A 23,310-nucleotide genomic window follows, 5' to 3' on the forward strand; every position below is an offset into this window, starting at 1 on the left:
TCAGTACAACCATACTCGCAACATTGACAATAACTTATCGGTATTGACTGGCTTGGCGAGGTAATCACTCGCACCTGCTTCAATACACTTACTTCTATCGCCCTTCATCGCCTTTGCCGTCAGCGCGATCACTGGCAGCTTTTCGTAAACTTTTTGTTTACGAATCTCTTCCATGGCTTCGTAACCATCCATCCTTGGCATCATGATGTCCATTAATACGACATCAATATCCGGGTTTTCTTTTAACTTATCTAGGCTCTCCAAACCATCTCGGGCAATGACAATATCCATGCCTTTGTCTTCCAAAATGCTCGAGAGAGCGAACACATTACGCATATCGTCGTCAACCAGCAAAACTTTTTTGCCGATCAGAACCGATTCTTTATTGTGCACTGCGCGCAACATACCTTGTTGTTCTCTCGGCAGGTTGGCTTCCACGCGGTGAAGGAAGAGCGCGGATTCATCCAGCAAGCGCTCAGGAGATTTGACCCCCTTGATGATGATGCTCTCGGCGTAGCGGTTTAACTCTTTCTCTTCTTCTTTGCTCAACTCCCGTCCGGTATACACAATGATGGGCACGCGCGCCGCCGTTTCGCTGCGGCGAATACGCTCAAGCAGCTCGAAACCGGTCATATCCTCAAGGCCCAAATCCAGCACCATGCAGTCATAACGTGCCGACTCCAGCTCACTCAACGCTTTCTCGCCCGTTGGCACGGTAACAATATGCACGTCATCTTCGCCAATCAGCTGGCGAATGCTCTCTTGTTGAATGGCATCATCTTCCACCACCAGAAGGCGTTTCACGGGTTTGGAGATAATTTCTTCAATATTGCCAAATGCTTTTTCAAGCTTTTTCATATCAACCGGTTTGGTGAGGTAGCCAATCGCGCCCATACGTAGCGCGTCCAAATTGGCGTCGTTGGCCGACATAAAATGTACTGGAATATGGCGCGTTTCTGGGTTCTCTTTAAGGCGCTCCATCACGGTCCAACCGTCGATGCCGGGCAAGCCAATGTCCAAAATGATGGCGCTCGGGTTGTAGTATTGAGCAAAGTGCAAGCCGCTTTCACCTGTTTCGGCGACAATGCATTTAAAGCCTCGCTCGCGGCCAAAATCACGCATGACACCAGCAAACGCGCGATCGTCTTCAATGATCAACAAGGTGCGATCTTCGGCGACAATCGATTGTCGGTCGTCTTCCACATAACTGTCACTGGCGCTGAGAACGGGTTCTGCTTGCTCGACACGAATAGGCGGTTGCGGCGCGGGTGTGGAGGCTACCGCATGTTCTTGCGCTTCTACTGTCGCTTCGCGTTCGGTGATTTCCAGTGGCGCGAGGCTAATCTGCGGCAAGCTTTCCATCTCGTTACGTGCTTTCTCAGTGTATTTCAGCGGGAACACCACGGTAAAGGTGCTGCCTTTTCCTTCTTCACTCTTAAGATGAATACGACCACCGAGCAAATGGGCCAGTTCTTTGGAGATAGACAAGCCGAGCCCTGTGCCGCCATATTTGCGGCTGGTGCTGCCATCGGCCTGCTGGAAGGCTTGGAAAATCGCCACTTGCTGATCTTGCTTAATGCCGATGCCGTCATCACGAACCGAAAAGGCGATCAACTCTTCACGCGGCTTGTTGAGCAGTTTTGCCAGCTCTTGCGACGGATGAGCCATGTTCAGCGTCACGGCACCTTCATGGGTGAATTTGAACGCGTTGGTGAGCAGATTGCGCAGAATTTGCTGCAGTCGCTGCGAGTCACTTTCAAGGCTCACGGGCAAGTTGCCGGCACAGATGACTTGGAAATCGAGCCCTTTGTCGTCGGCGATCTCTTTGTACAGGCGCAACAAATCCTGCTCTATGCTGGCAAGCGATACATCCTCAATATGCAAGTCGATTTTCCCTGCTTCGACTTTGGAAAGATCGAGAATTTCGTTAATCAAAGAGAGTAGGTCAGAGCCCGATGAGTTGATCGCCTTGGCTGATTCGATCTGTTTGTCGGTTAAGTTGCCATCTTTGTTGTTGGCGAACAACTGCGAGAGGATCAAAATACTGTTGAGCGGTGTGCGCAGTTCGTGCGACATGTTCGCCAAGAACTCAGACTTGTACTTGCTGGCGATTTCCAACTCTTTGGCTTTTTCTTCCACCACTTGCTGCGCCTCTCGCAGCGCCTCATTTTTCTCTTTCATCTCGTTTTGCTGCTGCTCAAGCGCTTTGGTTCGCTCTTCCAACTCTTCGTTGGTGACGCGTAGCTCTTCTTGCTGGGCTTGCAGCTCGGCTTCCGATTCTTTGAGCACTTTGGTTTGCTCTTGCAGCTCTTCATTAGTGACGCGCAGCTCTTCCTGCTGCGCCTGCAACTCCTCTTCCGAGGCGCGCAATGCCTGAGTCTGCTGTTCTAACTCTTCGTTTGCTTTGCTTAGGCTCTCTTTCTGCTGCTGCGTTTCCAGTAGCAGTGAGTTGATCACCAAACGCGCTTTGGTGGCGTTAAACACAATGGCGAGATTGCTGACGATCTCATCGACAAAGCGGCGTTGAATCGAGCTGTAGGCTTGGTTTGAGCCGAGCATCACGACGCCAATTAACTGTTCATCAACCGCTAATGGGATGGCGAGAAAATGACTTGGAATCGTTTCCCCAGCGGCAAAATTGTAGCTCGGCACATTATGTTGCAGATGGTTAAAGGCGATCACTTGGCGCTCCAGTGCCGCTTGACCGACCATGCCTTCGCCGAGTTTGAGTTGGTTGAAATTGCCATGACGATCAGAAAACGCATAGGAGGCACGCAGCTCCAATCGGTCGTTTTCAAACAGATAGAGCGCACCTAACTGGGCATTCATATGTTTGCTGAAAAAGGTAATAAACTTGTCTGACAACAGTTCGAGGCTGAGATCGCCACGGATTTCATTGTCTAACATCTCTTTGCCCGATTTCAGCCAGTCTAAGTCGCGCAGTTGCGAAGCCATATTGTTGAGTGAACGGCTTAATTCGCCGAGCTCGTCTTTGCGGTCAATGGTTAACGCGGACTCTAAGTCACCCTCAGCAATCCGCTGGGCAAACCCCATGCTTTCGAGCAAAGGCTGAGTAACTGACGAGGAAAACTTGATGGCAATAAAGCAGACGATAACAAACAAAGCCACGCCGACTGCCAGGAGGATCTGGTACACGTGATAAACCGAAGTGGTGACTTCGTCTTGATTGATTTTGGAGATCAGATACCAGTCGTGGCCGGGGATATCCAATTTGTGGAAGGTGACCAGAACTGGAAGTCCGAGGCTGTCGAAATATATGCCTTGCCCGCCGCGCTCGCCCGCAGATTGCGCGTCACGCCAGTAATCGGGCTCACCACTGCTGAGCCTATAGCCAACCACATATAGGCCGTTGCCCATCGTAACCAGATCCGAGCGCAACGAGAATGTATCCGTCGCGTTTTCAAGACCAATAATATAGGACTCGCCTGTGTCTCCCATACCGACACGGGAATTGACAATTTCGGTTACTAATTGCGGCATCACTTGTACGGCGACAATGGCAATCAATTTACCTTCTTGATCCAAAATCGGCGCAGAAAAGTAAGCGACGTACTGGTTATCAGCGGCTTTGCTTTTGGCAAAGTCGGTAAAAAGTGCACGCGGGTGGCTCAGTTCTTTGGCCCAAAGTCGGGCGAGGGCCGGATCGCTCGATTCGTAGCTGAGATTAATGGAGCGAATACGGCTCTTGTCTCGCAAGGCGTAGAGGATTTTCCCGTTTTGCGGTGAAAGGATAAACAGATCGCGATAGCCATAAGATTCGACGAAGTGGCGCAATGTTTCTTCGAGTTGACTTTGTGATTCAGTCGTCGCGGACTCACTGAGTTGTTGGCCAAAATCGAGCATTTCCGACGTGGAAGCAAACATGCTGATATCAAGCAATCGCTTGCTAAAAAATGTATCAATGGCGGTAGAACGCAACGATTGAATGGCCTGTAGCTCTTCAAACGATTTGTCGATTAACGCATCACCAGCCATGCGTCCACTGAAAATCGTTACGCATACCATAGGCAAAATGCCAAACGTGATTAAAAGGGCAATTAACTTAGGACGAATACGAATGTCCGCGAACTTTATCATCAAGGTATCACTAATCAGTTGTTTTTATTAAACCAGTTTCTCTTATATTCGATTCTTGTTCAAATGGGCTTAAGCAGACTGTTGACTAGGATCTGATTTTAACATCGCTAAATCACATATTGATTGATAGATGAGTCAATATGTGATTTGGATTTTTAGTGGTGTGTCACTTGCTATCAATGACTATTTGGCGCTTATCTTGCAGGCTTTTTTTGCAAGATAGAGGAAGAAGATATGTGCAAATGGCGACTTCTCTACCTTTAAGGTAAGAGAGCGAGAAAAGGGCTATTTTATGGAGTATTAACTCTATCTCGGTAAAATAAATAAAATGATGTTTTATTGTTAGTGTATTGATATTTAAGGCTTTTATCCTTTTTGGATTACAGTTGTTCGCCCGAAAGTATTTGCAACAATATGTGAAGTGTTTCAAAATTAACTGGTTGAGCCAGTTGGGCAAATCATTAACCAAAGGTTTTTTTATGAAAGTCACAAATCTTTTTAGAGACAAAGTTGATGCATGGTCTGCACATCATACTGAGTTTATGAATTGGATGTCCCCGACGCTGCGCGATTATTGGGGTGACTTTTTGGAAAAAGCACAAGGAAGCTTTCTTTTTTCAAAAGTACGCGACCATCAGCAGCCTGCGGTAAACGAGGAAGTTTCTGTGCCGGAACCGATTGTTTTAAATGCAGAAGCGCAAAGACTCTACGATGAGTTGCAAGAAAAAATTGGTCAGGTGATCCATGTCGGCGACTGGATTCATGTTGATCAACAGCGTATCAATCAATTTGGGTTTGTTACAGAAGACATGCAATGGATTCATACTGATCCTGAACGCGCAGCCATTGAATCGCCATTCAAAACCACCATTGCACACGGATTTTTGACGTTGGCGCTATTGCCCAAGTTAACCGATTCTGTGGATGCGGATAATCCGCTGTTTCCGACAGCGAAAATGGTAGTGAACATTGGCCTCAATCAAGTGCGCTTTCCTTATCCAGTCAAAGTAGGCAACAATCTACGAGCTTCAAGCGTGTTGACTAAAGTGACACCGATTAAAAAAGGTCTCGAAATCGAACGTGAAATTAAAGTCGAGATCGAAGGGATACGCAGACCAGCAGCGGTGGTAGTCTCAGTTATTCAATTGCATTTCTAACTTAGAGACCTGCATCTAAACCATGCCAAAAGGCCAGCTTATTGAGCTGGCCTTTCCGTTTGCCATAAGCCCCACTCGATTGCATAAACCTTAGTAGAAAACTTTGTTGTAAAGCTCATTTTTCTGCTTGTAAGAAAGTTCTCATCAATAAAATCCACAAAATAATGACGGCTATCATGCTGTTGATAAGCAATGTGAATCCCTCTTTGTAATATTATTCATATTTGTGTATAAATTGCGGCGTTCAACTATTCCAACAAAAAAGATGTGCCACTATGTCAGTTAGTCTTTCGAAATCAGCTCATGAGACAGTGTTAAGTGAACAAGATCAGCTTGTTTCTACGACCGATCTTAAAGGGGTCATTACCTACAGTAATGAGGCTTTTGGCCGCATTGCTGAATATCAACAACATGAACTCTTAGGACAAAACCACAACATCGTTCGTCATACGGACATGCCGAAGGCCGCGTTCGGTGATATGTGGAAAAATCTCAAGCAGGGTAAAGCTTGGCGTGGCATCGTTAAAAATCGCACTAAATCAGGTGGTTACTACTGGGTTGACGCCTATGTCACCCCAATTTACGACAATGGCGTTATGTGTGGTTATCAATCGGTGCGTGTTAAGCCAAAACGCGAATGGGTTAATATTGCCGCCAAAGCGTATCAATCGTTGCTCAGTGCGGAAAGAAATGGCCGGACTTGGTCATTGCAACTGAGTGACAGTCTGCGCTACGCGATTCTTTTAGGCTCAGTGTCCGCGCCGATGCTCGCTCAGGTGTTGCATGCTGAAGGCCTATTGACTTGGTTGGCGAACCTGCTTCCGGCAGCAGCGCTAGGGCTACTGTTTCGTCAAGAGTTGATCGACACGCCGAGCCAACTGAAAAAGTTACAATCCAAGTTTGATAGTGTTAGCCGCTTGATCTATTCCGGTAATACGCCGTTTTCTGTCGCCGATTTCCATTTAAAAATGGCCTCTGCGCGAATTCGAACCATTTTGGGCCGAATGACCGACTCCGCTCGCCCGCTGCAAAACTTGGCCGATGAGTTGAGCGCGACGACGGAAGAAGTTTCTCAAGCGCTTGGCCAGCAAGCGACGGACATTCGTCAAGTGCGTGATGCCGCGGATTCGATGGAGCAAGCCGCCAATGCGGTGTTCGATAGCACTCGTAATGCGCACGGTTTGATAGATGAAACAGTGCAAAGTTGCGCGCAAACCAAAACAACCATTGAGCACACGCAGCAAAATTTGAATCGCTTGAGTAGCCAAGCAGAGAAAGCGACCCAAACCACTTACCAACTCAGCGAGCAAGCGGAAAGAGTGAGCAAACTGATGGAAGAGATCGGGGGAATTGCAGAGCAGACCAACTTGTTGGCTTTAAACGCGGCGATTGAGGCGGCGCGGGCGGGTGAGCAGGGACGCGGTTTTGCTGTGGTGGCTGATGAAGTGCGAGCACTATCCGGGCGTACATCGAAAGCGACATTACAGATCAAATCCAGCATTGATGACATACTTGGCACGATTCAGGGCTGGCAAAGCGATATTATTAGCAACCGCGAGCAGACCGAAGCGTGCTCTCAAAGTGCCTCGCAAAGCGCTGTGCGGCTGGCGGAAGTTGAACAAATGATGCAAAGCATGGACAGTTTGATGGAAGATGTGGCCGATTCGGCCAATAAGCAACTCACGCTGTCGCGCGATGTTAATCAGCACATTCACTCTATCGCATCCGCAGCCGAGCAAAACTTGGCGGCCACGCGCATCGTGGAAGAAAATAGCCTGAAACTCAAAGATCAAGTAAACGAGTTTTATCAACTGGCTGAGCGTTTTCAAGAGCGATAGTGGCTCTGAATGGCTGAACACAATAAAACCCAGCGCAGGCTGGGTTTTGTTTTTAGGTCAGTATGACAAAGGTGAGTGCTGGTGCATATCGTTAGATTAAGTATGCTGAGCGCACCACTGGTCACGCCAAGCAACAAACTCCTCCATCGGCATCGGTTTGTTGATGTAATAACCTTGTGCTTCATCACATTGCAGCACTGCTAGTGCATCAAGCAATTCGCGGGTTTCTACCCCTTCTGCGACAACACGCAACCCTAAATTGTGCGCTAATTCAATGGTGGAGCTGACGATAATTCTGTCGTTGTTATTCTCTATCATATTGAGGACAAAAGATTTATCGACTTTAAGTTCATTGACTGGTAGCTGTTTTAGATAGCCGAGTGACGAATATCCTGTACCAAAATCGTCGATGGAAAGGTGAAAGCCCATTTTGGCAAGCTCATTTAAGGTTTGTTGGGCAACCTTCGGATCTTCCATGATGGCGCTTTCGGTAATTTCTAAACAGATACCCTCAGCTGGTACCTTGAATTCGTTCAACTGTGAATCAAGAAAAGCAGGTAGCTGACCTGTCATGAGATCCCAAGTCGACAAGTTAATCGAGATGACCATCTGTCCTTGCAGCGGTTGCACGTTATGCCACTGGCTGACGACCTCTCTAATCACCCATTTAGTAATTTCACGCACGAAGCCAGTCTGTTCGGCGAAGGGAACAAACTGATAGGGTGCGATCATACCTTTACTGGGATGTTGCCAACGAATCAAGGCTTCAGCGGCGGCTACTAGCGAGGATTTTGTCTCCACTTTAGCTTGCAGGAAAACTCGCAGTTCATTTTCTCGCACTGCTCGGCGTAACTCAGAAAGTAGTGATAAGTTTTGTGGCGCCGCCGTCACCAAGGCTTGGCTGTAAACCACGATCTGCTCTTTTTTCGATTTCGCAGCGTACATGGCAATTTGTGAGGCGTGGATAAGCGCATCAGGATCGGTGGCATCTTTTGGCCAAGACGCTATACCGATCGACACACTGAGATCAATGTGCGTTCCTTCGATCTCAAACGCATCATCCAAACAGTGCTTCAGTTGCTGCGCGGCTTCAAAAGGTGTTTGGTGGGAGGTCTCCAGCATCACGGAAAATTCATCGCCACTAACATGAGCCGTTATGGCTGGGCGTGTGTGTGCCGTGTCACTTAAACGCTTGGCAACGGTTTTGAGTACACGATCGCCCACTTCATAGCCGAGCACATCATTTACTTGCTTGAAGCGATCGAGGTTTAGCGTAATAACGGAAATTTGCTTCAACGTATTAGACGCTATTGCCTCGCTGAGTTTTTGTTTAAAATTGAGACGGTTTGGCAAACGGGTCAGGGGATCGAAGTAAGCCAGTTGAGTGATGGTCTCTCTCTGATCTTCGATGCTAGTGCGCATTTTGTCGAAACCCCGGGCGAGTTGGCCGATCTCATCGAGGCGATCCGTCCCCTCAATCTCGGAGGAGAAATTACCTTTCTCAAGTTCAGTCGTGGCTTCAGTCAGGGTAATTAACGGCTTTATGGTCCTGTGAGACAGGGCAAAAATGGCTAAAGTGAAGAAAATAATGCCAACACCACTCACCGTCAGATATTGTGTGGAAAGTTGGTTAAATTTCTCGCTGGCCTTTGGCAAAGATTCCAGGAAGACCACATGAACCCAATGCTGTGTCGAGGTTTGTTCGCTGATTACTCCACTGATGAAAACTTCTTGATTGATCACTATATCCTGAAGTGAGTGATCGTCTTGTGCCATGCTGCTGTTTTGCGAACGAAAATAGTCAGCAATGGCCTCTGAGCTGGCCACGACGTTGATGGTTTTTGCACCTGTTGATGAAGAGAGAAGGGCAATTTCAATCCCCGCCAGTTGGCTAGCTTGTAAAATGCGTTCTTGGTCAATATCGAAACCCAACAAAACGTAGCCGATCACTCGCGGAGCATGCACTGGAGCTAGGACAAACTGGGTCGGTTTGCCGTTGTACATCATCAGTTGAAATGGCTTTTGCTTGTCAAAACGTTGAATAATCTCTTTATAGACTGACGGGTCGTCTAGCAAAACAGCCTCAGAAGAAGCGGCTTTTAGCTGCCAGTTAGCATCAATCAAAATGGCGATGGAAGCGTTGATGCGCTGGGCGTTATTTAACAGCGCGGAGGCAATGGTGCTTTGATCTTGCGTGGCGACGGCAGAGCGAAAACCGAAGTCGGAAGCGAGCACTTCTGCACTCTCTTGTAACATGGAATTAGATTGTGCCAACAATTGATTCCAAACGCGTTTTGATACTTCCAATGACTGTCTGATTTCCTCGCGAACATGCTTGTCCACGGTTATATTAACCAAAGTAAGGCTGATGGCCTGAACAGCAATCAGCAGTAACAAAGTGATAAAAATAAAGCGCCTGGATAGACTCTCTTGGAAAAATGCCCAGTTTAGACTCACAATCTCCCTCCAGAATCTGGCATGGTAATACGAAGTGAAATGGGCTCTGCATCGACGGTCACGCTTGAAGTCACAAACGGTGAACCATATGGTAGGCTGGCATGCCACACATCAATCTCATAGTGCTCTGGAATTTGATCGAGAAAAATAGCCTCACCTTGTTGATTGGTTTGTGTATAGACTGGCGTTTCTGATACCAATATCCAAGCCAGCATGTTGTCATGGATGTTACAACCGAGTTCAACTACGCCTGCTTGGTCGAAGATAACGGGCTGTTCTGGTTTGTCGATGTAGAGCTTAAGTTCAAAAGTTTTCGCCGGCGAAAAAGAGTAAACATGGTGGCGAACCGTATCGCGATTGGGGAAATCAACCGCAGTTCCTTGGGGAATGACAAGCACGCCGGGCACAAACGCACGATTTTTCTGTGCCATTTCTGCGTTGCTCAACGGTTTTAGCTGGCTCTTTAATCGATCTGATTTTAGAAATACCACCGCGTTTTCTAACGGCTCTCCCGTTGCTTTTCGAACTTCCACGCGAATCTCAGCGGCTTGCGTCACGCTAGCGGCGAAGCACAGCAGCGATAACCACCATTGTCTTTTGTACAAGGTACACCTCATAAGAATTAGGGCTCAATTGCTAAGCCAGTGATCGTTTTACCACTCGGGAAGTGACCCAACAGTTTCGCGAGGCCCGTGTCAAGATCAATCACTACCAGCTTTACTGGCAGGCTGGCTGATGTGGTGATGGTTCCAAGCGCGACATTCTTGATATCGCTAATGTCTAATGAAGCATCTTGAATCGGCTCAATACCAAGACCACCTATGGTGTAGAGAACGCCAAGATTGGGAGAAACGGCGGGTGTTGCTCCTTCTTTCGTGCCTTGCATCACCAAGGTTCCGCGCTGCTTATCGATAGCATAATTGGTGGTGAGCTTTTCATTGGTTGGGTTGTAAGTGTAGGCCGCAGCGACAATATCTGGCGTGTAAGCTGCGTTGACATCACCTTGGTCATAAGTGAGCCTTGGATCCATTTGAGTACCAAGCGTTTTACCATCAAAATCGACAATAGCACCAGTGTCAGGGTGCAAGCGCAGATTGAGGTTTTGTTTTCCGACCACACGCATCTTGTCTGCTGCTGGGTTAAAATCGAACCCCCAATGTCCATCGTTGATCGGCTCAGTCGGTTTAGATCCCGGTACTAGCGTTGCGACACCTGATGAGAGATTAATGATAAAAATGCGTCCTTGATTGCTCAGTGCATAGAGATCGCCGCGCGCAACCCTAAAATCGATGCCGACAATCTTTTCCCCCGACGCGAATCCTTGCACTGGCAAAGTCGTTTCTATCGAGTTTGGTGAGCGAGGATTGATTTTTAGGAGTTGCTGATAGTTTTCGACCACCCATACTGTGTCGGGTAAATCGGCTGTTGAGGTTGCCGCAAAGAGAGGAAAACTGAATGATAGACAGAGAGTGATAAGACAGGCTTTCGTGCTGCGCATAACTGAATGTTCCTTATTTGTCATTTTTCTTGCTGCCTACAATTGCAGGTCTGCCTATAACTATAGAAGAGTTATAGAAAAAAAAGTGAAGCATTTATGTAGGAAAATGATGGAAAGTGTATGCCTGTAGCAGGAAATAAAGTAGGTAGACACAAAAAGCCCCGCTAAATAAAGCAGGGCTTTGAGTTTGATTTGGTCTGAAATCGTGATTACGCTAACAGTTCTTTCGCTGTGTTCACCACATTTTCTACCGTGAAACCAAACATTTCGAACAACTGGTCAGCAGGTGCAGATTCACCGAAAGTCGTCATACCGATGATGCGACCGTCGAAACCAACGTACTTGTACCAGAAGTCTGCGATGCCCGCTTCAATAGCGATACGAGCTGTTACGTCTGATGGTAGAACTGCTTCACGGTAAGCTGCGTCTTGTTTGTCGAATGCATCGGTTGATGGCATTGACACTACGCGTACTTTCTTACCTTCTGCGCTTAGCTGCTCAGCGGCTTTCACTGCTAGCTCAACTTCAGAACCTGTCGCGATTAGGATCAGCTCTGGCTTGCCATCGCTGTCTTTGAGGATGTAACCACCTTTGGCGATGTCTGCCACTTGCTCAGCGCTGCGTGGTTGCTGTGCTAGGTTTTGACGAGAAAAAATCAGTGCCGATGGACCATCTTTGCGCTCAATCGCCAGTTTCCATGCGACCGCCGATTCCACTTGGTCACATGGACGCCATGTGCTCATGTTTGGCGTTAGACGCAGCGATGCGATTTGCTCAACCGGTTGGTGAGTTGGGCCATCTTCGCCAAGACCGATAGAATCGTGCGTGTAAACTTGGATGTTCTGAATCTTCATCAGAGCCGCCATGCGCATTGCGTTACGTGCGTATTCCATGAACATTAGGAAGGTTGCACCGTAAGGAACAAAACCGCCGTGTAGCGCGATACCGTTCATGATCGCTGTCATACCAAATTCACGTACACCGTAGTGGATGTAGTTACCCGAGAAGTCGTTTGCTTCTAGCGACTTAGAACCCGACCACATGGTGAGGTTAGAAGGCGCTAGGTCGGCAGAGCCGCCCATGAATTCTGGCAGCATTTTACCAAACGCTTCGAGCGCGTTTTGCGATGCTTTACGTGATGCGATGTTCGCTGGGTTTGCTTGAAGATCAGCAATGATTTGGTTTGCTTTCTCTTCCCACTCAGCTGGAAGTTCACCGTTTACGCGGCGTTTAAACTCTGCGGCAAGCTCAGGGTACTCGGCTGCGTATGCCTCGAACTTCGCGTTCCAAGCGGCTTCTTTTTCAGCGCCTGCGGCTTTGGCATCCCACTGTGCGTAAACGTCAGCAGGGATTTCAAATGCTGGATGTTCCCAACCTAGGAACTCACGTGCTGCGGCAATTTCTTCCGCACCTAGTGGTGCACCGTGACAGTCGTGTGAACCAGATTTGTTTGGTGAACCAAAACCGATGATAGTCTTAGTACAAATTAGAGTAGGGCGAGGATCCGCTTTTGCAGCTTCAATCGCTGCGTTGATTGCGTCAGCATCGTGACCGTCTACTGCTGGGATTACGTGCCAGCCGTAAGCTTCGAAACGCTTAGGTGTATCGTCAGAGAACCAACCTTCAACGTGACCGTCGATAGAGATGCCGTTGTCATCCCAGAATGCGATCAGTTTGCCTAGGCCTAGCGTACCCGCTAGAGAGCAAGCCTCGTGTGAGATACCTTCCATTAGACAGCCGTCGCCCATGAACACGTAAGTGAAGTGGTCAACGATGTCGTGGCCTTCTTTGTTGAATTGCGCTGCTAGCGCTTTCTCAGCCATTGCCATACCAACAGCGTTGGTGATGCCTTGGCCTAGAGGGCCCGTTGTTGTCTCGATACCAGGAGCGTAGCCGTACTCTGGGTGACCTGGAGTCTTAGAGTGAAGCTGACGGAAGTTTTTCAGATCATCGATAGATAGCTCGTAACCGCTCAAGTGCAGTAGTGAGTAAATTAGCATTGAGCCGTGGCCGTTAGACAGTACGAAACGGTCGCGGTCTGCCCATTCAGGGTTTGATGGGTTGTGGTTTAGGTGGCCGCGCCAAAGAACTTCAGCGATATCAGCCATACCCATAGGTGCCCCTGGGTGGCCTGAGTTTGCTTTTTGTACGCCGTCCATGCTGAGTGCGCGGATTGCATTAGCTAGATGCTTTCTTGATAAAGGAGCGTGATCCATAATAAATACCGAATATTATTTGAGTCTAAAGAGGAAATAAGTAGGGGAACGTTTGCGTTCCCCTAGTTTGATTCTGTGTGATTACAGTTTCGCTGCAATCATCGCTTCTAGTTTGCCTTGGTCAACTGCGAAGTTGCGGATGCCTTCTGCCAGTTTCTCAACAGCCATTGGGTCTTGGTTGTGCTCCCATAGGAATTCCGCGTGAGTCATTGGTGCTGGACGTTCAGCCGCGCCTTTAGAATCAACTAGCTTCTCAACCACTTCACCTTCCGCTGCTTCTAGTTCTGCAAGTAGAGCAGGCGCGATAGTTAGACGGTCACAACCAGCAAGTTCTAGGATCTCGCCGATGTTACGGAAGCTTGCGCCCATAACAACCGTTTTGTAGCCGTACTCTTTGTAGTAGTTGTAGATCTTAGTTACAGACAGTACGCCTGGATCTTCTTGAGCTTCAAAGTCGCGGCCTTCTTTGGCTTTGTACCAGTCCATAATACGGCCAACGAATGGAGAGATTAGGAATACGCCCGCTTCTGCACAAGCACGCGCTTGAGCGAATGAGAATAGAAGAGTCAGGTTACAGTTGATGCCTTCTTTCTCTAGGATTTCAGCTGCGCGGATACCTTCCCAAGTAGACGCCAGTTTGATAAGGATGCGGTCGTTAGTGATGCCAGCATCGTTGTACATTTTCACTAGTTGGCGTGCTTTCGCTACGCTGCCTTCCATGTCGTAAGAAAGACGTGCGTCCACTTCTGTAGAAATACGACCTGGGATTGTTTTTAGGATTTCTTTACCGATGTTTACTGCAAGCATGTCGCAAGTGTCTTGGATCTGCTGCGTTTTGTCATCGCTTTGAGTTTTTGCATACTCGATAGAAGCATCGATCAGAGGCGCATACTCAGCGATTTGAGCAGCTTTAAGAATCAGAGAAGGGTTTGTTGTTGCATCTTCTGGTTGGTATTTTTTGATTGCATCAATTTCACCAGTGTCTGCTACCACAGTGGTTAGCTTGCGAAGTTGCTCTAACTTGTTGCTCATAATCGATCATCCTATATAACGGGCTACCGCTCGGCGGTCAGCGCCAGAGCGAATACATTTGTAAACTGACTCGCGAATAGTTTAGTGCGGATTTTCCGTCACACTCTCTATTGGTCAGAAAAAATTTAGCGACCGAACATTTGTTATGAACATTTGCTCGATGGCTGAGTAAATGATGTGTCCATATTTATCCTATCAGCCTAGAAAGTCAATGGCTGAATGGGGGGGAAGGTGACCTCTATCAACGTTTTTCTTTGTGGGTAATCGGAGAAAAAGTAAATAAACGTTTGCCCTTATCTGGTGTGGATTAGCGTCGAACAAACATTAACATTTTCGTTACTGAGAAAATGTCATTTCCATGAGCAAAAGTTGCAGCTAAACTCGGCTATAACATATGCTAAGTCAATGAGCATTTGCTCAGATAAGACGATAATAGCGCTCCTTGATAACGGTGGAATGTAGATGAGCGGTTCAAACCAAGAGATATCGATTGAAAATACAGATTTATTGACTGAAATTTCCGTTGCCTACTATCAAGACGGGGCGACTCAGGAAGAGATCTCCAAGAAATTTTCAGTGTCGCGCGCAAAAGTGGGGCGGATGCTCAAGCAAGCGCGAGACGAGGGGATTGTTGAAATTACCGTCAAATATCATCCAGTGTTTAGCGCCAAAATTGAGCAACGTTTGATCGAGCGTTTTGGCGTAAAGCGTGCATTGGTGGCGTTGGATCAACCCAGCGAGGAAGCACAGCGTCAGCAGGTGGCTGGCTTAGTGTCGAATTACCTGACCAGCACGTTGAAAAATGGCATGGTGGTGTCGGTCGGCCAAGGACGAAATGTGTCGGCTGTCGCCCATCATGTTGGCGTTATTACACCAAGAGACTGTAAGTTTGTCTGTGGCATTGGCGGCATTCACCCACGCGGAGGTATGTTTAACGCGGACCATATTTGTCGCCAGTTGGCAAAAAAATACGGTGGCACTTCAGAAACTCTCTATGCGCCTGCGTACGCCGAAAACCGTGAGCAGAAACGTGCATTTATGCAAAATGCGACAGTAAAACAGACGCTTGATCTGGCGAGAAAAGCGGATATTGCTCTGGTTGGTATTGGTGATATGAGTGAAAACAGCTATATGGTTGATTTAGGATGGTTCACGCCCGATGAAGTGGTGCAATCTCGTTTGCAGCAAGGTGTGGTGGGGGATTTTGCTGGCTACGATTTCTTTGATATTCATGGCAACGTCGCCAACACTGTCATGAGTGATCGCGTGATTGGCTTAGGGATAGAAGAGTTTCGTCCCATCTCTGAAGTGATTGCGATTGCGGCGGAAAACAGTAAGCCATTAGCGCTGCTTGGTGCACTGCGTACTGGCGCTGTCGATGTGATTGCCACCAGTGTGAGTAATGCCCTCACTGTGCTGAACTTAGATGAGCAGATGCAAGGTCGGCAAGCTTGAGTTGAACCCTTTTTTCTGGCACAAAAAATGTGCAACGGGTGCAACCTAACGGCGAGAATTCTTAAATGACTCGCAGCTTGATTAGATTGTCGGGATGAAAACGGTTCCTGAGAGTAGCTTAGTGAGGTTAACTCTGGAGGGAACTATGAAAAAAACGCTTATCTCTGTTGCACTCTTAACCTGTTTTAGCGCTGCATCGTTCGCAGGCGACAAAGTGGTTGCGGGTTACTTTGCCGATTGGCAATACGCCAATCCATCGAACCCCTACACAGTGCAAGATATCCCCGCTGAAAAGCTGACGCACGTTATTTATGCCTTTTTAAGCATGTGTGGACCGCATACTGGGGCCTCTGATACCGTGCAAAAGCTGGTTGCAAAGCAGTGTCAAGGCAAAGCGCCTTTCAGTGCCATTGTGGTGGATACGGAAGCTGCGCTAGAAAAAGATTTTGGCAAAGTATCAGTGAAAGTGCCTTATAAGGGCCATTTTGCGCAGCTCGCTCAATTGAAGCAGCAACATCCACAACTCAAAATTTTGCCTTCTTTTGGTGGATGGACCATGTCTGAGCCGTTCCATGCGATGGTCAAAGATCCTAAAGCGATGGCGCAATTCTCCAAAACTGCCGTTGAACTGATTCATCAATATGATTTCTTTGATGGGATTGATCTTGACTGGGAATATCCCGGCGGCGGCGGTTTAACCACCTCTCCGTGAGACCCTGCAACCAAGTTGTCTGACGAGCAAAAAGCGGTAGAGCGTGAAGCCTTCACTTATTTGGTCAAAACCATGCGTGCAGACCTAGATGCATTGGAAAAACAGACAAAGCGTGAGTATGAGTTATCAACCGCAGTGGGTGTCGGCGCAAAAGCCGCGCAAATCGACTGGAAATCAGCCTCACCCTACCTGACCAACATGTTTGCCATGACCTACGATTTCCTCGGTGGTTGGGGCCAGCAGACCGGACATACCACCAACTTGCATGCCACAGAGCGCAGTTGGTGGGGGATGGGGGCTGACGTCTTTATCAATCAAATGATAGAGCAGGGGATCCCGAGTGAGAAACTGGTAATTGGCGCTGCGTTTTATGGCCGTGGCTGGCAGGGCACTAAGAATTACGACGGCCAAGCGCCAAAAGCAGACTTACTTTCTGAACAAGGGGCGCAGTTCGGTACTGGAGAAAATGGTTACTTTATGTTCTGGGATCTGGTGAAAAACTACGGTGAAAAACAAGGTTATCAATATAACTACGATGAGCAATCTCAAGCGCCGTATCTGTGGAATCCTGAGAAAAAAGTGTTTATCTCTTTTGAGGACCAACGCTCCATCAAAGCGAAAGCGCAGTGGGCGAAACAAGCCAACTTAGCGGGTATTTTTACTTGGGAACTTTCGGGCGATCCAAGTGGTAAGTTGGTCGATGCGATGTACACCGAAATGCAACAAAAATAGCGTATCGCATCTTAGACTACCCCGCCTTGTGCGGGGTATTTTTATCGAGATATTCAGTCAGAGCTTTAATATCCAGAGGTTTTGAGTAGTAATAACCTTGCAATAGATCGCAATGACATTTTGCCAGTAGATCAGCCTGTGCCCGCGTCTCTACCCCTTCTGCCAACACCGCCATACCGAAGTTTTTACCGATTGCGATGATGTTTCTCACCATATTGTAGGATTTTGCGTCATGTTCGATGTGATCGACAAAACTCTTATCTATTTTCAGTTCATCAATCGGCAGTGCTTTGAGCATACTCAGTGAAGAGTAGCCTGTACCAAAGTCATCCAGTGAAATCTTCAGGCCTAATTGGTGGATTTCTTGGCAGATTGGTTTGAACTGCTGCAGATCTTCGATAAACAGATTTTCGGTGATCTCAAGGGTGACGGACTCTCGATCAAAATTAGCTTCTTCGATCACTTTTAGCAGGTGATAGGAGAAGTCTTTCTGCATGAACTGTTTAACTGAAATATTGATCGAAAGGTTGAGCTTACGCCGCTGAGGCTTAACGTAAATAGCCATCTCATTGACGCTGCGCTCAATAATAAATTTGCCTAATGTGACCATTAAGCCGGAGCTTTCGGCGATCGGGATAAAAACGTCTGGTGGAATGAATCCTAACTCATCATCTTGCCAACGCACCAAGGCTTCCACACCATGAAAATGACCATGCACATCCACCTGGGGTTGATAAACCATCGAGAGACTTTTGTTCTCAATCGCCAAACGTAGGCGCTGCTCCACCCGCATTTTGTACAAGTGATCAGCCTGCATCTCGGTGGTAAACAGGCGAAAGGAGTTGCGATCTTGCTTGGCTTGGTACATTGAGATGTCTGCTGCGCGCAGCAGTGCATCAAGATCGGCTCCATGAGTTGGGTAAACCGCGATGCCGATGCTACAACTGAGTAAAAAATGCACGTCATTGACTAAGTAGGTTTGTGACATGCTGGCGATCATCTCTTTGGCAAGAATGCGCAACAAACTTGGATCGGTCTCTCTGACTAACATGATGAACTCGTCACTGGCTTCACGGACGATTAAACGTTCAGGAGTCAGAAAACTGCTGAGCCTTTGAGCAATCTGCTTTAAAACTTGGTCGCCAAAGTCATGTCCGTGAGTGTCATTGACACTCTTGAAGTTGTCGATATCGATGAATAAGAGCGCGAAAGGGGCCGTTTTGTTCTTGGTCCAAAGAGGAATGGTGTTGCGCAAATAAAGTCGATTCGGCAGGTCTGTCAGGGCATCGTGTGTCGCTTGGTAGTTGAGCCGTTCTAATGTCTCTTTCTCATTTTCCGCGATCGATCGAACTAATCCATAAAAGGCCAATTGAACTGCGAAGAAAATCAGCAGATAGAGGCCAAATTGTTGATGAAATGTTTGATTGAGGAAACGCATGTCGGTGGTAGACACCGCCCAGAGTTGATAATCCGCCAAATATTTCACCGTCATTATTTCGGAGTGGTTAAGGCTGTTGGTGATAAAAGTGACGGGTTTCTGTTGCCTTTTTAATTCGGCCTCTGTAAGAGAGATATTGGCTGCTACGGCTGTGATTGCTTGCCGATAGCGAACATCTTCCACGGGAGTCGCATAGGGATCAATACCCATATCTTCGGCTGAAATAAAGGTGCGGTAGAGATCTTCGCGGATCAGACTAACGCGGTTGAATGGGTTGTCGTGGATGTCGTTACGAAAGACCAGTGTTGAGTCCACTTTCAGCCCTGCGGTCATAACCGCAATCACATTCCCTTTGCGATCACGAATCGCTTTACGGATAGGGATCACCAGCGTTTGTAACGCAGGCATGAAGTAGGTCCGTCCGAGCACCATTCGGTTGGAATTTAACGTTTGTAAAAAGCTTTCTCGAGTGACCGGATTGAGTTTTAAGTTGGTCATGTCCGAAAGGTGAATATTAGAACTTACCGCGAGGAAGTTACCTTCGGCATCGGTCAGACCGAATCCGCCTATTGCGGAATGGATGTTCATCAAATCATCCAAGATGGGCCGGATCTGCATCGCAGCGGTGAGGGTAAAATCGTTTTTCAAAATCAGTTGGCGACCAACCACTTCGAGTAGCGACTCCTGACTTTTCAGCAAAGAGTCTACCGAGGAGGAAAACAGTTCCAACTGGAGCAGTTGCTTATCCTGATACTTTTGTATATTTGATTGATAGAGAGAGCGGCTAAAAAGGGCAAAAAGGATGAAGGTCAGCGTGACGACCACCCAATACACCATCCAGATATTCCGTTTAAATCCTGCCATTTTTAGCCTTCTAGTCGTTAGGCAAACTCCTAAACTTCAATCGGAAGTGCAGAGTTACTACCCCATTCAGTCCATGAACCGTCATACACTGAAAGATTACGGTGATTCAGTAGGTAGGCGCCCAGCAACAAAATACAGGCAGTGACACCGGAACCACAACTGAAAATGATGGGCTTATCACTTACTAATGGTAATGGTTCGAACGCAGCTTGCAACCCAGACAAAGGTTTAATAAAACCACGTTCCATTAGATGAGAAAATGGCAAACACACCGAACCTGGGATATGGCCGCTACGGATGCCTTCACGAGGTTCAGCCACTTGGGCATGAAAGCGCTCTTTTGAACGAGCATCAACAATGTTGGCACTACGCGCATTGCTATGAATCAATACATTATCGGCACTAAGAAAGTAAGTTTTATCGAGTGTGCCGTGAAAGTTTCCTTTCTGTGATGCCGCTTCAAAATCAGATTGTGTCGGATAACCTGCTTCAACCCAGGCGCGTAGGCCACCATTTAAAATCTGCACATTGTGATGTCCCATCGCTTTGAGCATCCACCAAGCGCGTGGCGAGGCATAGGTACCGGCATTGTCATACACCACAATATGACTATCTTGGTTCAGACCAAGCTGCTGCGCTTTTTGGTTGAATGTACTTTCGTTGGGCATCATATGTGGCAATGAGCTGCTGGCATCGCAAAACTCGTGGTCATAATCAAAACGTCTCGCTCCAGTAATCACTTTGTGCAAAATTTTCTGTTCGGCATTGGGAATGGTGAAATCAATGCTGGCATCAAGAATGATCACGTTAGCTTGATGTTTGATATTGTGCAGTTCCTGCGCGGTAATCAGAGGGGTCATTACAACTGTTCCTTATTGTTGATCTCAGTCCATTGCCAACAGACGGCTAAGTTAGAGAGTTATCCACGAAGATTTTACTGGCCTTGGCAGACAGGGCAATTGGCTAGTTTCGTCAGTTTCATTTCTCGCCAAGAAAGTGTCATGGCATCAAAAATCAATACCTTGCCCACCATGGGCTGACCGAAATTCGCCAGCACTTTGACCGCTTCCAAGGCTTGCATCGCACCAATAATTCCTACCAAGGGTGCCATCACACCCGCTTCGACACAGCTTAAGGCGCTACGGCCAAACAGTGCACTCAAACACTGGTAGCAAGGTTGTTTGGCATCTTGATACAAGAACACGCTGATTTGTCCTTCCATACGGATTGCCGCACCGGAAACCAACGGTGTTCTTGCCACAAAGCACAGACGATTGAGCTGATTGCGCGTCTCGACATTATCGCTGGCATCAAGCACCAGATCGTGTTGGGCGATAAGTTCGGCCAACGCTTTGTCGTCTAAACGACCATCTATGGTTGAAACGTCAAGATATGGATTAAGTTCACGCAACGATTGAGCTGCCGATTCGACTTTCTTGCGGCCGATATCAGCATCATGATGCAAAACTTGGCGCTGTAGGTTAGACAGCTCTACCACGTCATCGTCGATCAAGGTGAGCTTTCCAACGCCAGCGGTGGCGAGATATTGACTGGACGCACAACCTAAACCACCCGCACCCAGTATCAGCACTGAGCTCTGTTTGAGTGCCTCTTGCCCTGCAAAATCAAACTGGCGCAAGACAATTTGACGGTTATAACGCAGCATTTCTTGGTCGGATAAGATCTCCACTGCGTGCTCCTAGTACATTGTCGAATTAAACGGTTGAATGGTGACGGTCTCTCCCGCTTCGACGCGGCCGCGCTCACGTTCTAAGACGACAAAACAGTTGGCCAAGCTCATAGAACGAAACGCACCTGAACTTTGATTTCCGGTACTTTCTACCACAAATTGGCCATTTTCGATGCGATAGACGCCACGCTGATAGTCGGTTCGACCCGGTGATTTTTTGAAGGCGCTTTGAGTGATGGCGTGAATGGATTCTGGCGCTTTCCATTGTGAGTGACCAGCCAGCTTGGCGAGCATTGGCTGCACCAGCACGTACAAGGTGACGATGGCAGAAACCGGGTTGCCGGGCAGGCCACAAAACCAAGCGGTGCGCAGTTTGCCAAAAGCGAATGGTTTGCCCGGCTTAATCGCCAGCTTCCAAAAACCGATCTCGCCCAACTCTTGCAAAATGTCTTTGGTATAGTCCGCTTCACCGACGCTCACCCCACCTGATGTCACCACGACATCAGCCAAAGATTGCGCCGTGTCAAAGGTTTTCCTCAGGGTTTCGGGGCAATCGGGAATAATGCCAAGATCGATGGCTTCGCAACCGAAATTCTCAATCAGCGGTTTAATGCCGTAGCGATTGCTGTCGTAAATCTCGCCTTCCAACAAAGGCTCACCTAATGATTTCAGCTCATCTCCGGTAGAGAAAAACGCCACTTTCGGTTTGCGCACCACAGTGACATGGCTGATGCCAAGCGAAGCGATCATCGGAATATCACGCGGGGTGAGTCGAGTGCCTTTCGCGAGCACGAGATCGCCACAGCGGATGTCATCACCGATAGGGCGGATGTTCTCGTTGGGTTTAATCTGACACTGCTGAATAACAATACCTGTCTCACTCACTTGGGTGTTTTCTTGCATGATCACCGCGTCGCAGCCTTCAGGGATCTTCGCACCAGTCATGATGCGAATACAACTATTCTCCTGCCATTCCCCTTCAAATGGTTGACCAGCAAAGGACTTTCCCGCAAGAGGAAGCGGTTTGTTTGGTTTAAGATCGGCGAGACGAATTGCATAACCATCCATGGCGGAATTGGCAAATGGTGGAACATGAATAGGGGAAAGAACGTCTTCGGCGAGCACAAACCCCAGCGCTTCAGCGAGAGGAAGTTTCAACGTTGTTTGAATTGGTTTAATACCGGAAAGCATTTTTTCCAGCGCATCTTCAATAGGCATTAAGCCTGGTGCATCACAACAGCCCATAGTGAATTCCTGTTGAATTAAGATATTAGCGCACTGTAGCACAGAACAAAGAGAGGGAAGAATGTCCCTCGGTAAAATATGGATGTAATTATTCAAAAATACGAGTATCCTTGTCAGCCATCCAAAAGGGGTAATCTTCGGTTGGGTGATGCTGTAGCAGTAAGAGGAAGTACAATGTCAGGTCTGAGCGAATCCGCTAAATTAGTCAAAGATGCGCTAGAAAAACGTGGTTTGGAGACACCCATGGTGCCAAACCAATTCAGTCGTGAAGAGAAGAAAGAGAAGATCGAGCATCATATGCGAGAGATTCTAGCTCTGCTTGAACTGGATTTGACCGATGACAGTTTAGAAGAAACGCCTCGCCGCATCGCCAAAATGTACGTTGATGAAGTGTTCTCTGGGCTCGATTATCAAAACTTCCCCAAAATCACCGTGATTGAAAACAAAATGAATGTCAGTGAGATGGTGCGTGTCAAAGACATTACCCTTACCAGCACATGCGAACATCACTTGGTCACGATTGATGGTAAAGCGGCAGTGGCTTACATTCCGCGTGGCAAAATCATTGGTCTATCAAAAATTAACCGCATAGTTCGTTTTTTTGCTCAGCGTCCACAGGTGCAAGAGCGCATGACACAGCAGATTTTAGTCGCGTTGCAAACCTTGCTGGAATCCGATGATGTGGCGGTGACAATTGATGCTACTCACTACTGCGTGAAATCACGTGGGGTGATGGACGCCAACAGTGAAACCACCACCACCGCATTGGGTGGGATTTTCAAAAGCAATCCCGCAACTCGCGCAGAATTCTTACATGGCTTGAGATAACGAGAGCCACAGAGAAAAAAGCGTCAACCTAGGTTGGCGCTTTTTTTATG

14 protein-coding genes and 1 pseudogene are annotated in these 23,310 nt (G+C 47.7%); 5 read left to right on the forward strand and 10 right to left on the reverse strand.

Annotated features, from left to right (window positions below):
• Positions 1-4,098, reverse strand: coding sequence for a response regulator (locus EWA64_RS18220; RefSeq protein WP_061895897.1), 4,098 nt, complete (start codon positions 4,096-4,098; stop codon positions 1-3).
• A gap of 479 nt (positions 4,099-4,577) precedes the next feature.
• Between EWA64_RS18220 and EWA64_RS18225 the strand changes: the two genes are divergently transcribed.
• Together EWA64_RS18225 and EWA64_RS18230 are read left to right on the forward strand one after the other, a co-directional pair.
• Entirely contained in the window at positions 4,578-5,255 is a 678-nt protein-coding gene (locus tag EWA64_RS18225; protein WP_061896001.1) for a MaoC family dehydratase, read from the forward strand.
• A 275-nt stretch (positions 5,256-5,530) separates the two neighbouring features.
• Positions 5,531-7,093 carry a methyl-accepting chemotaxis protein gene (locus tag EWA64_RS18230; RefSeq protein WP_061895896.1) on the forward strand — a complete coding sequence of 521 codons (1,563 nt, stop codon included), beginning with the start codon at positions 5,531-5,533 and terminating at the stop codon, positions 7,091-7,093.
• A gap of 96 nt (positions 7,094-7,189) precedes the next feature.
• On the opposite strand, the gene EWA64_RS18235 is transcribed toward EWA64_RS18230, so the two are convergent.
• The 5 genes from EWA64_RS18235 to tal all read right to left on the reverse strand — a co-directional run bounded on the left by EWA64_RS18235 (position 7,190) and on the right by tal (position 14,296).
• Positions 7,190-9,550, reverse strand: coding sequence for a bifunctional diguanylate cyclase/phosphodiesterase (locus EWA64_RS18235; RefSeq protein WP_065860350.1), 2,361 nt, complete (start codon positions 9,548-9,550; stop codon positions 7,190-7,192).
• On the reverse strand, positions 9,547-10,155 hold the full coding sequence (locus EWA64_RS18240; RefSeq protein ID WP_139045738.1) for a methylamine utilization protein: 609 nt from the start codon (positions 10,153-10,155) through the stop codon (positions 9,547-9,549). The genes EWA64_RS18235 and EWA64_RS18240 overlap by 4 nt, the downstream gene beginning before the upstream one ends.
• A 17-nt stretch (positions 10,156-10,172) precedes the next feature.
• Complete coding sequence (locus tag EWA64_RS18245) at positions 10,173-11,048, reverse strand: DUF4394 domain-containing protein (RefSeq protein ID WP_061895895.1); 876 nt, start codon at positions 11,046-11,048, stop codon at positions 10,173-10,175.
• 209 nt (positions 11,049-11,257) lie between these two features.
• On the reverse strand, positions 11,258-13,264 hold the full coding sequence (gene tkt, locus EWA64_RS18250) for a transketolase (protein ID WP_061895894.1): 2,007 nt from the start codon (positions 13,262-13,264) through the stop codon (positions 11,258-11,260).
• A gap of 81 nt (positions 13,265-13,345) precedes the next feature.
• Positions 13,346-14,296, reverse strand: coding sequence for a transaldolase (gene tal / locus EWA64_RS18255; RefSeq protein WP_061895893.1), 951 nt, complete (start codon positions 14,294-14,296; stop codon positions 13,346-13,348).
• A 462-nt stretch (positions 14,297-14,758) separates the two neighbouring features.
• On the opposite strand from tal, the gene EWA64_RS18260 reads away from it, so the two are divergent.
• Positions 14,759-15,751: a sugar-binding transcriptional regulator gene (locus EWA64_RS18260; protein ID WP_061895892.1), complete on the forward strand. Its 993-nt coding sequence runs from the start codon at positions 14,759-14,761 to the stop codon at positions 15,749-15,751.
• A gap of 145 nt (positions 15,752-15,896) precedes the next feature.
• A pseudogene (locus EWA64_RS18265) lies at positions 15,897-17,195 on the forward strand (glycoside hydrolase family 18 protein).
• Positions 17,196-17,211: 16 nt separating this feature from the next.
• Here the strand turns inward: EWA64_RS18265 and EWA64_RS18270 are convergent.
• The 4 genes from EWA64_RS18270 to moeA form a co-directional block, all read right to left on the reverse strand.
• A complete protein-coding gene (locus EWA64_RS18270; RefSeq protein WP_061895891.1) occupies positions 17,212-19,497 on the reverse strand; it encodes a bifunctional diguanylate cyclase/phosphodiesterase in 2,286 nt (761 codons plus the stop codon).
• A gap of 29 nt (positions 19,498-19,526) precedes the next feature.
• Positions 19,527-20,357, reverse strand: coding sequence for a sulfurtransferase (locus EWA64_RS18275; RefSeq protein WP_061895890.1), 831 nt, complete (start codon positions 20,355-20,357; stop codon positions 19,527-19,529).
• 74 nt (positions 20,358-20,431) lie between these two features.
• Complete coding sequence (gene moeB, locus EWA64_RS18280) at positions 20,432-21,187, reverse strand: molybdopterin-synthase adenylyltransferase MoeB (RefSeq protein WP_061895889.1); 756 nt, start codon at positions 21,185-21,187, stop codon at positions 20,432-20,434.
• 9 nt (positions 21,188-21,196) lie between these two features.
• Entirely contained in the window at positions 21,197-22,432 is a 1,236-nt protein-coding gene (gene moeA, locus EWA64_RS18285; RefSeq protein ID WP_061895888.1) for a molybdopterin molybdotransferase MoeA, read from the reverse strand.
• Between the two features lie 174 nt (positions 22,433-22,606).
• Between moeA and folE the strand changes: the two genes are divergently transcribed.
• The gene (gene folE / locus EWA64_RS18290; RefSeq protein WP_061895887.1) at positions 22,607-23,260 is read left to right on the forward strand and encodes a GTP cyclohydrolase I FolE; all 654 of its coding nucleotides are present in this window, start codon (positions 22,607-22,609) and stop codon (positions 23,258-23,260) included.
• Positions 23,261-23,310 lie beyond the last annotated feature (50 nt).

Origin of the sequence: Vibrio cidicii (assembly GCF_009665415.1) — a bacterium.
GTDB classification, from domain to species: domain Bacteria; phylum Pseudomonadota; class Gammaproteobacteria; order Enterobacterales; family Vibrionaceae; genus Vibrio; species Vibrio cidicii.

Excerpts from the sequence above, each read along its gene's own strand:
- EWA64_RS18245 (WP_061895895.1), bottom strand. The coding sequence starts at position 11,048 with ATGCGCAGCACGAAAGCCTGTCTTATCACTCTCTGTCTATCATTCAGT.
- EWA64_RS18260 (WP_061895892.1), top strand. The coding sequence starts at position 14,759 with ATGAGCGGTTCAAACCAAGAGATATCGATTGAAAATACAGATTTATTG.
- folE (WP_061895887.1), top strand. The coding sequence starts at position 22,607 with ATGTCAGGTCTGAGCGAATCCGCTAAATTAGTCAAAGATGCGCTAGAA.
- tkt (WP_061895894.1), bottom strand. The coding sequence starts at position 13,264 with ATGGATCACGCTCCTTTATCAAGAAAGCATCTAGCTAATGCAATCCGC.
- EWA64_RS18275 (WP_061895890.1), bottom strand. The coding sequence starts at position 20,357 with ATGACCCCTCTGATTACCGCGCAGGAACTGCACAATATCAAACATCAA.
- tal (WP_061895893.1), bottom strand. The coding sequence starts at position 14,296 with ATGAGCAACAAGTTAGAGCAACTTCGCAAGCTAACCACTGTGGTAGCA.
- EWA64_RS18225 (WP_061896001.1), top strand. The coding sequence starts at position 4,578 with ATGAAAGTCACAAATCTTTTTAGAGACAAAGTTGATGCATGGTCTGCA.
- EWA64_RS18230 (WP_061895896.1), top strand. The coding sequence starts at position 5,531 with ATGTCAGTTAGTCTTTCGAAATCAGCTCATGAGACAGTGTTAAGTGAA.
- moeA (WP_061895888.1), bottom strand. The coding sequence starts at position 22,432 with ATGGGCTGTTGTGATGCACCAGGCTTAATGCCTATTGAAGATGCGCTG.
- EWA64_RS18220 (WP_061895897.1), bottom strand. The coding sequence starts at position 4,098 with ATGATAAAGTTCGCGGACATTCGTATTCGTCCTAAGTTAATTGCCCTT.
- EWA64_RS18270 (WP_061895891.1), bottom strand. The coding sequence starts at position 19,497 with ATGGCAGGATTTAAACGGAATATCTGGATGGTGTATTGGGTGGTCGTC.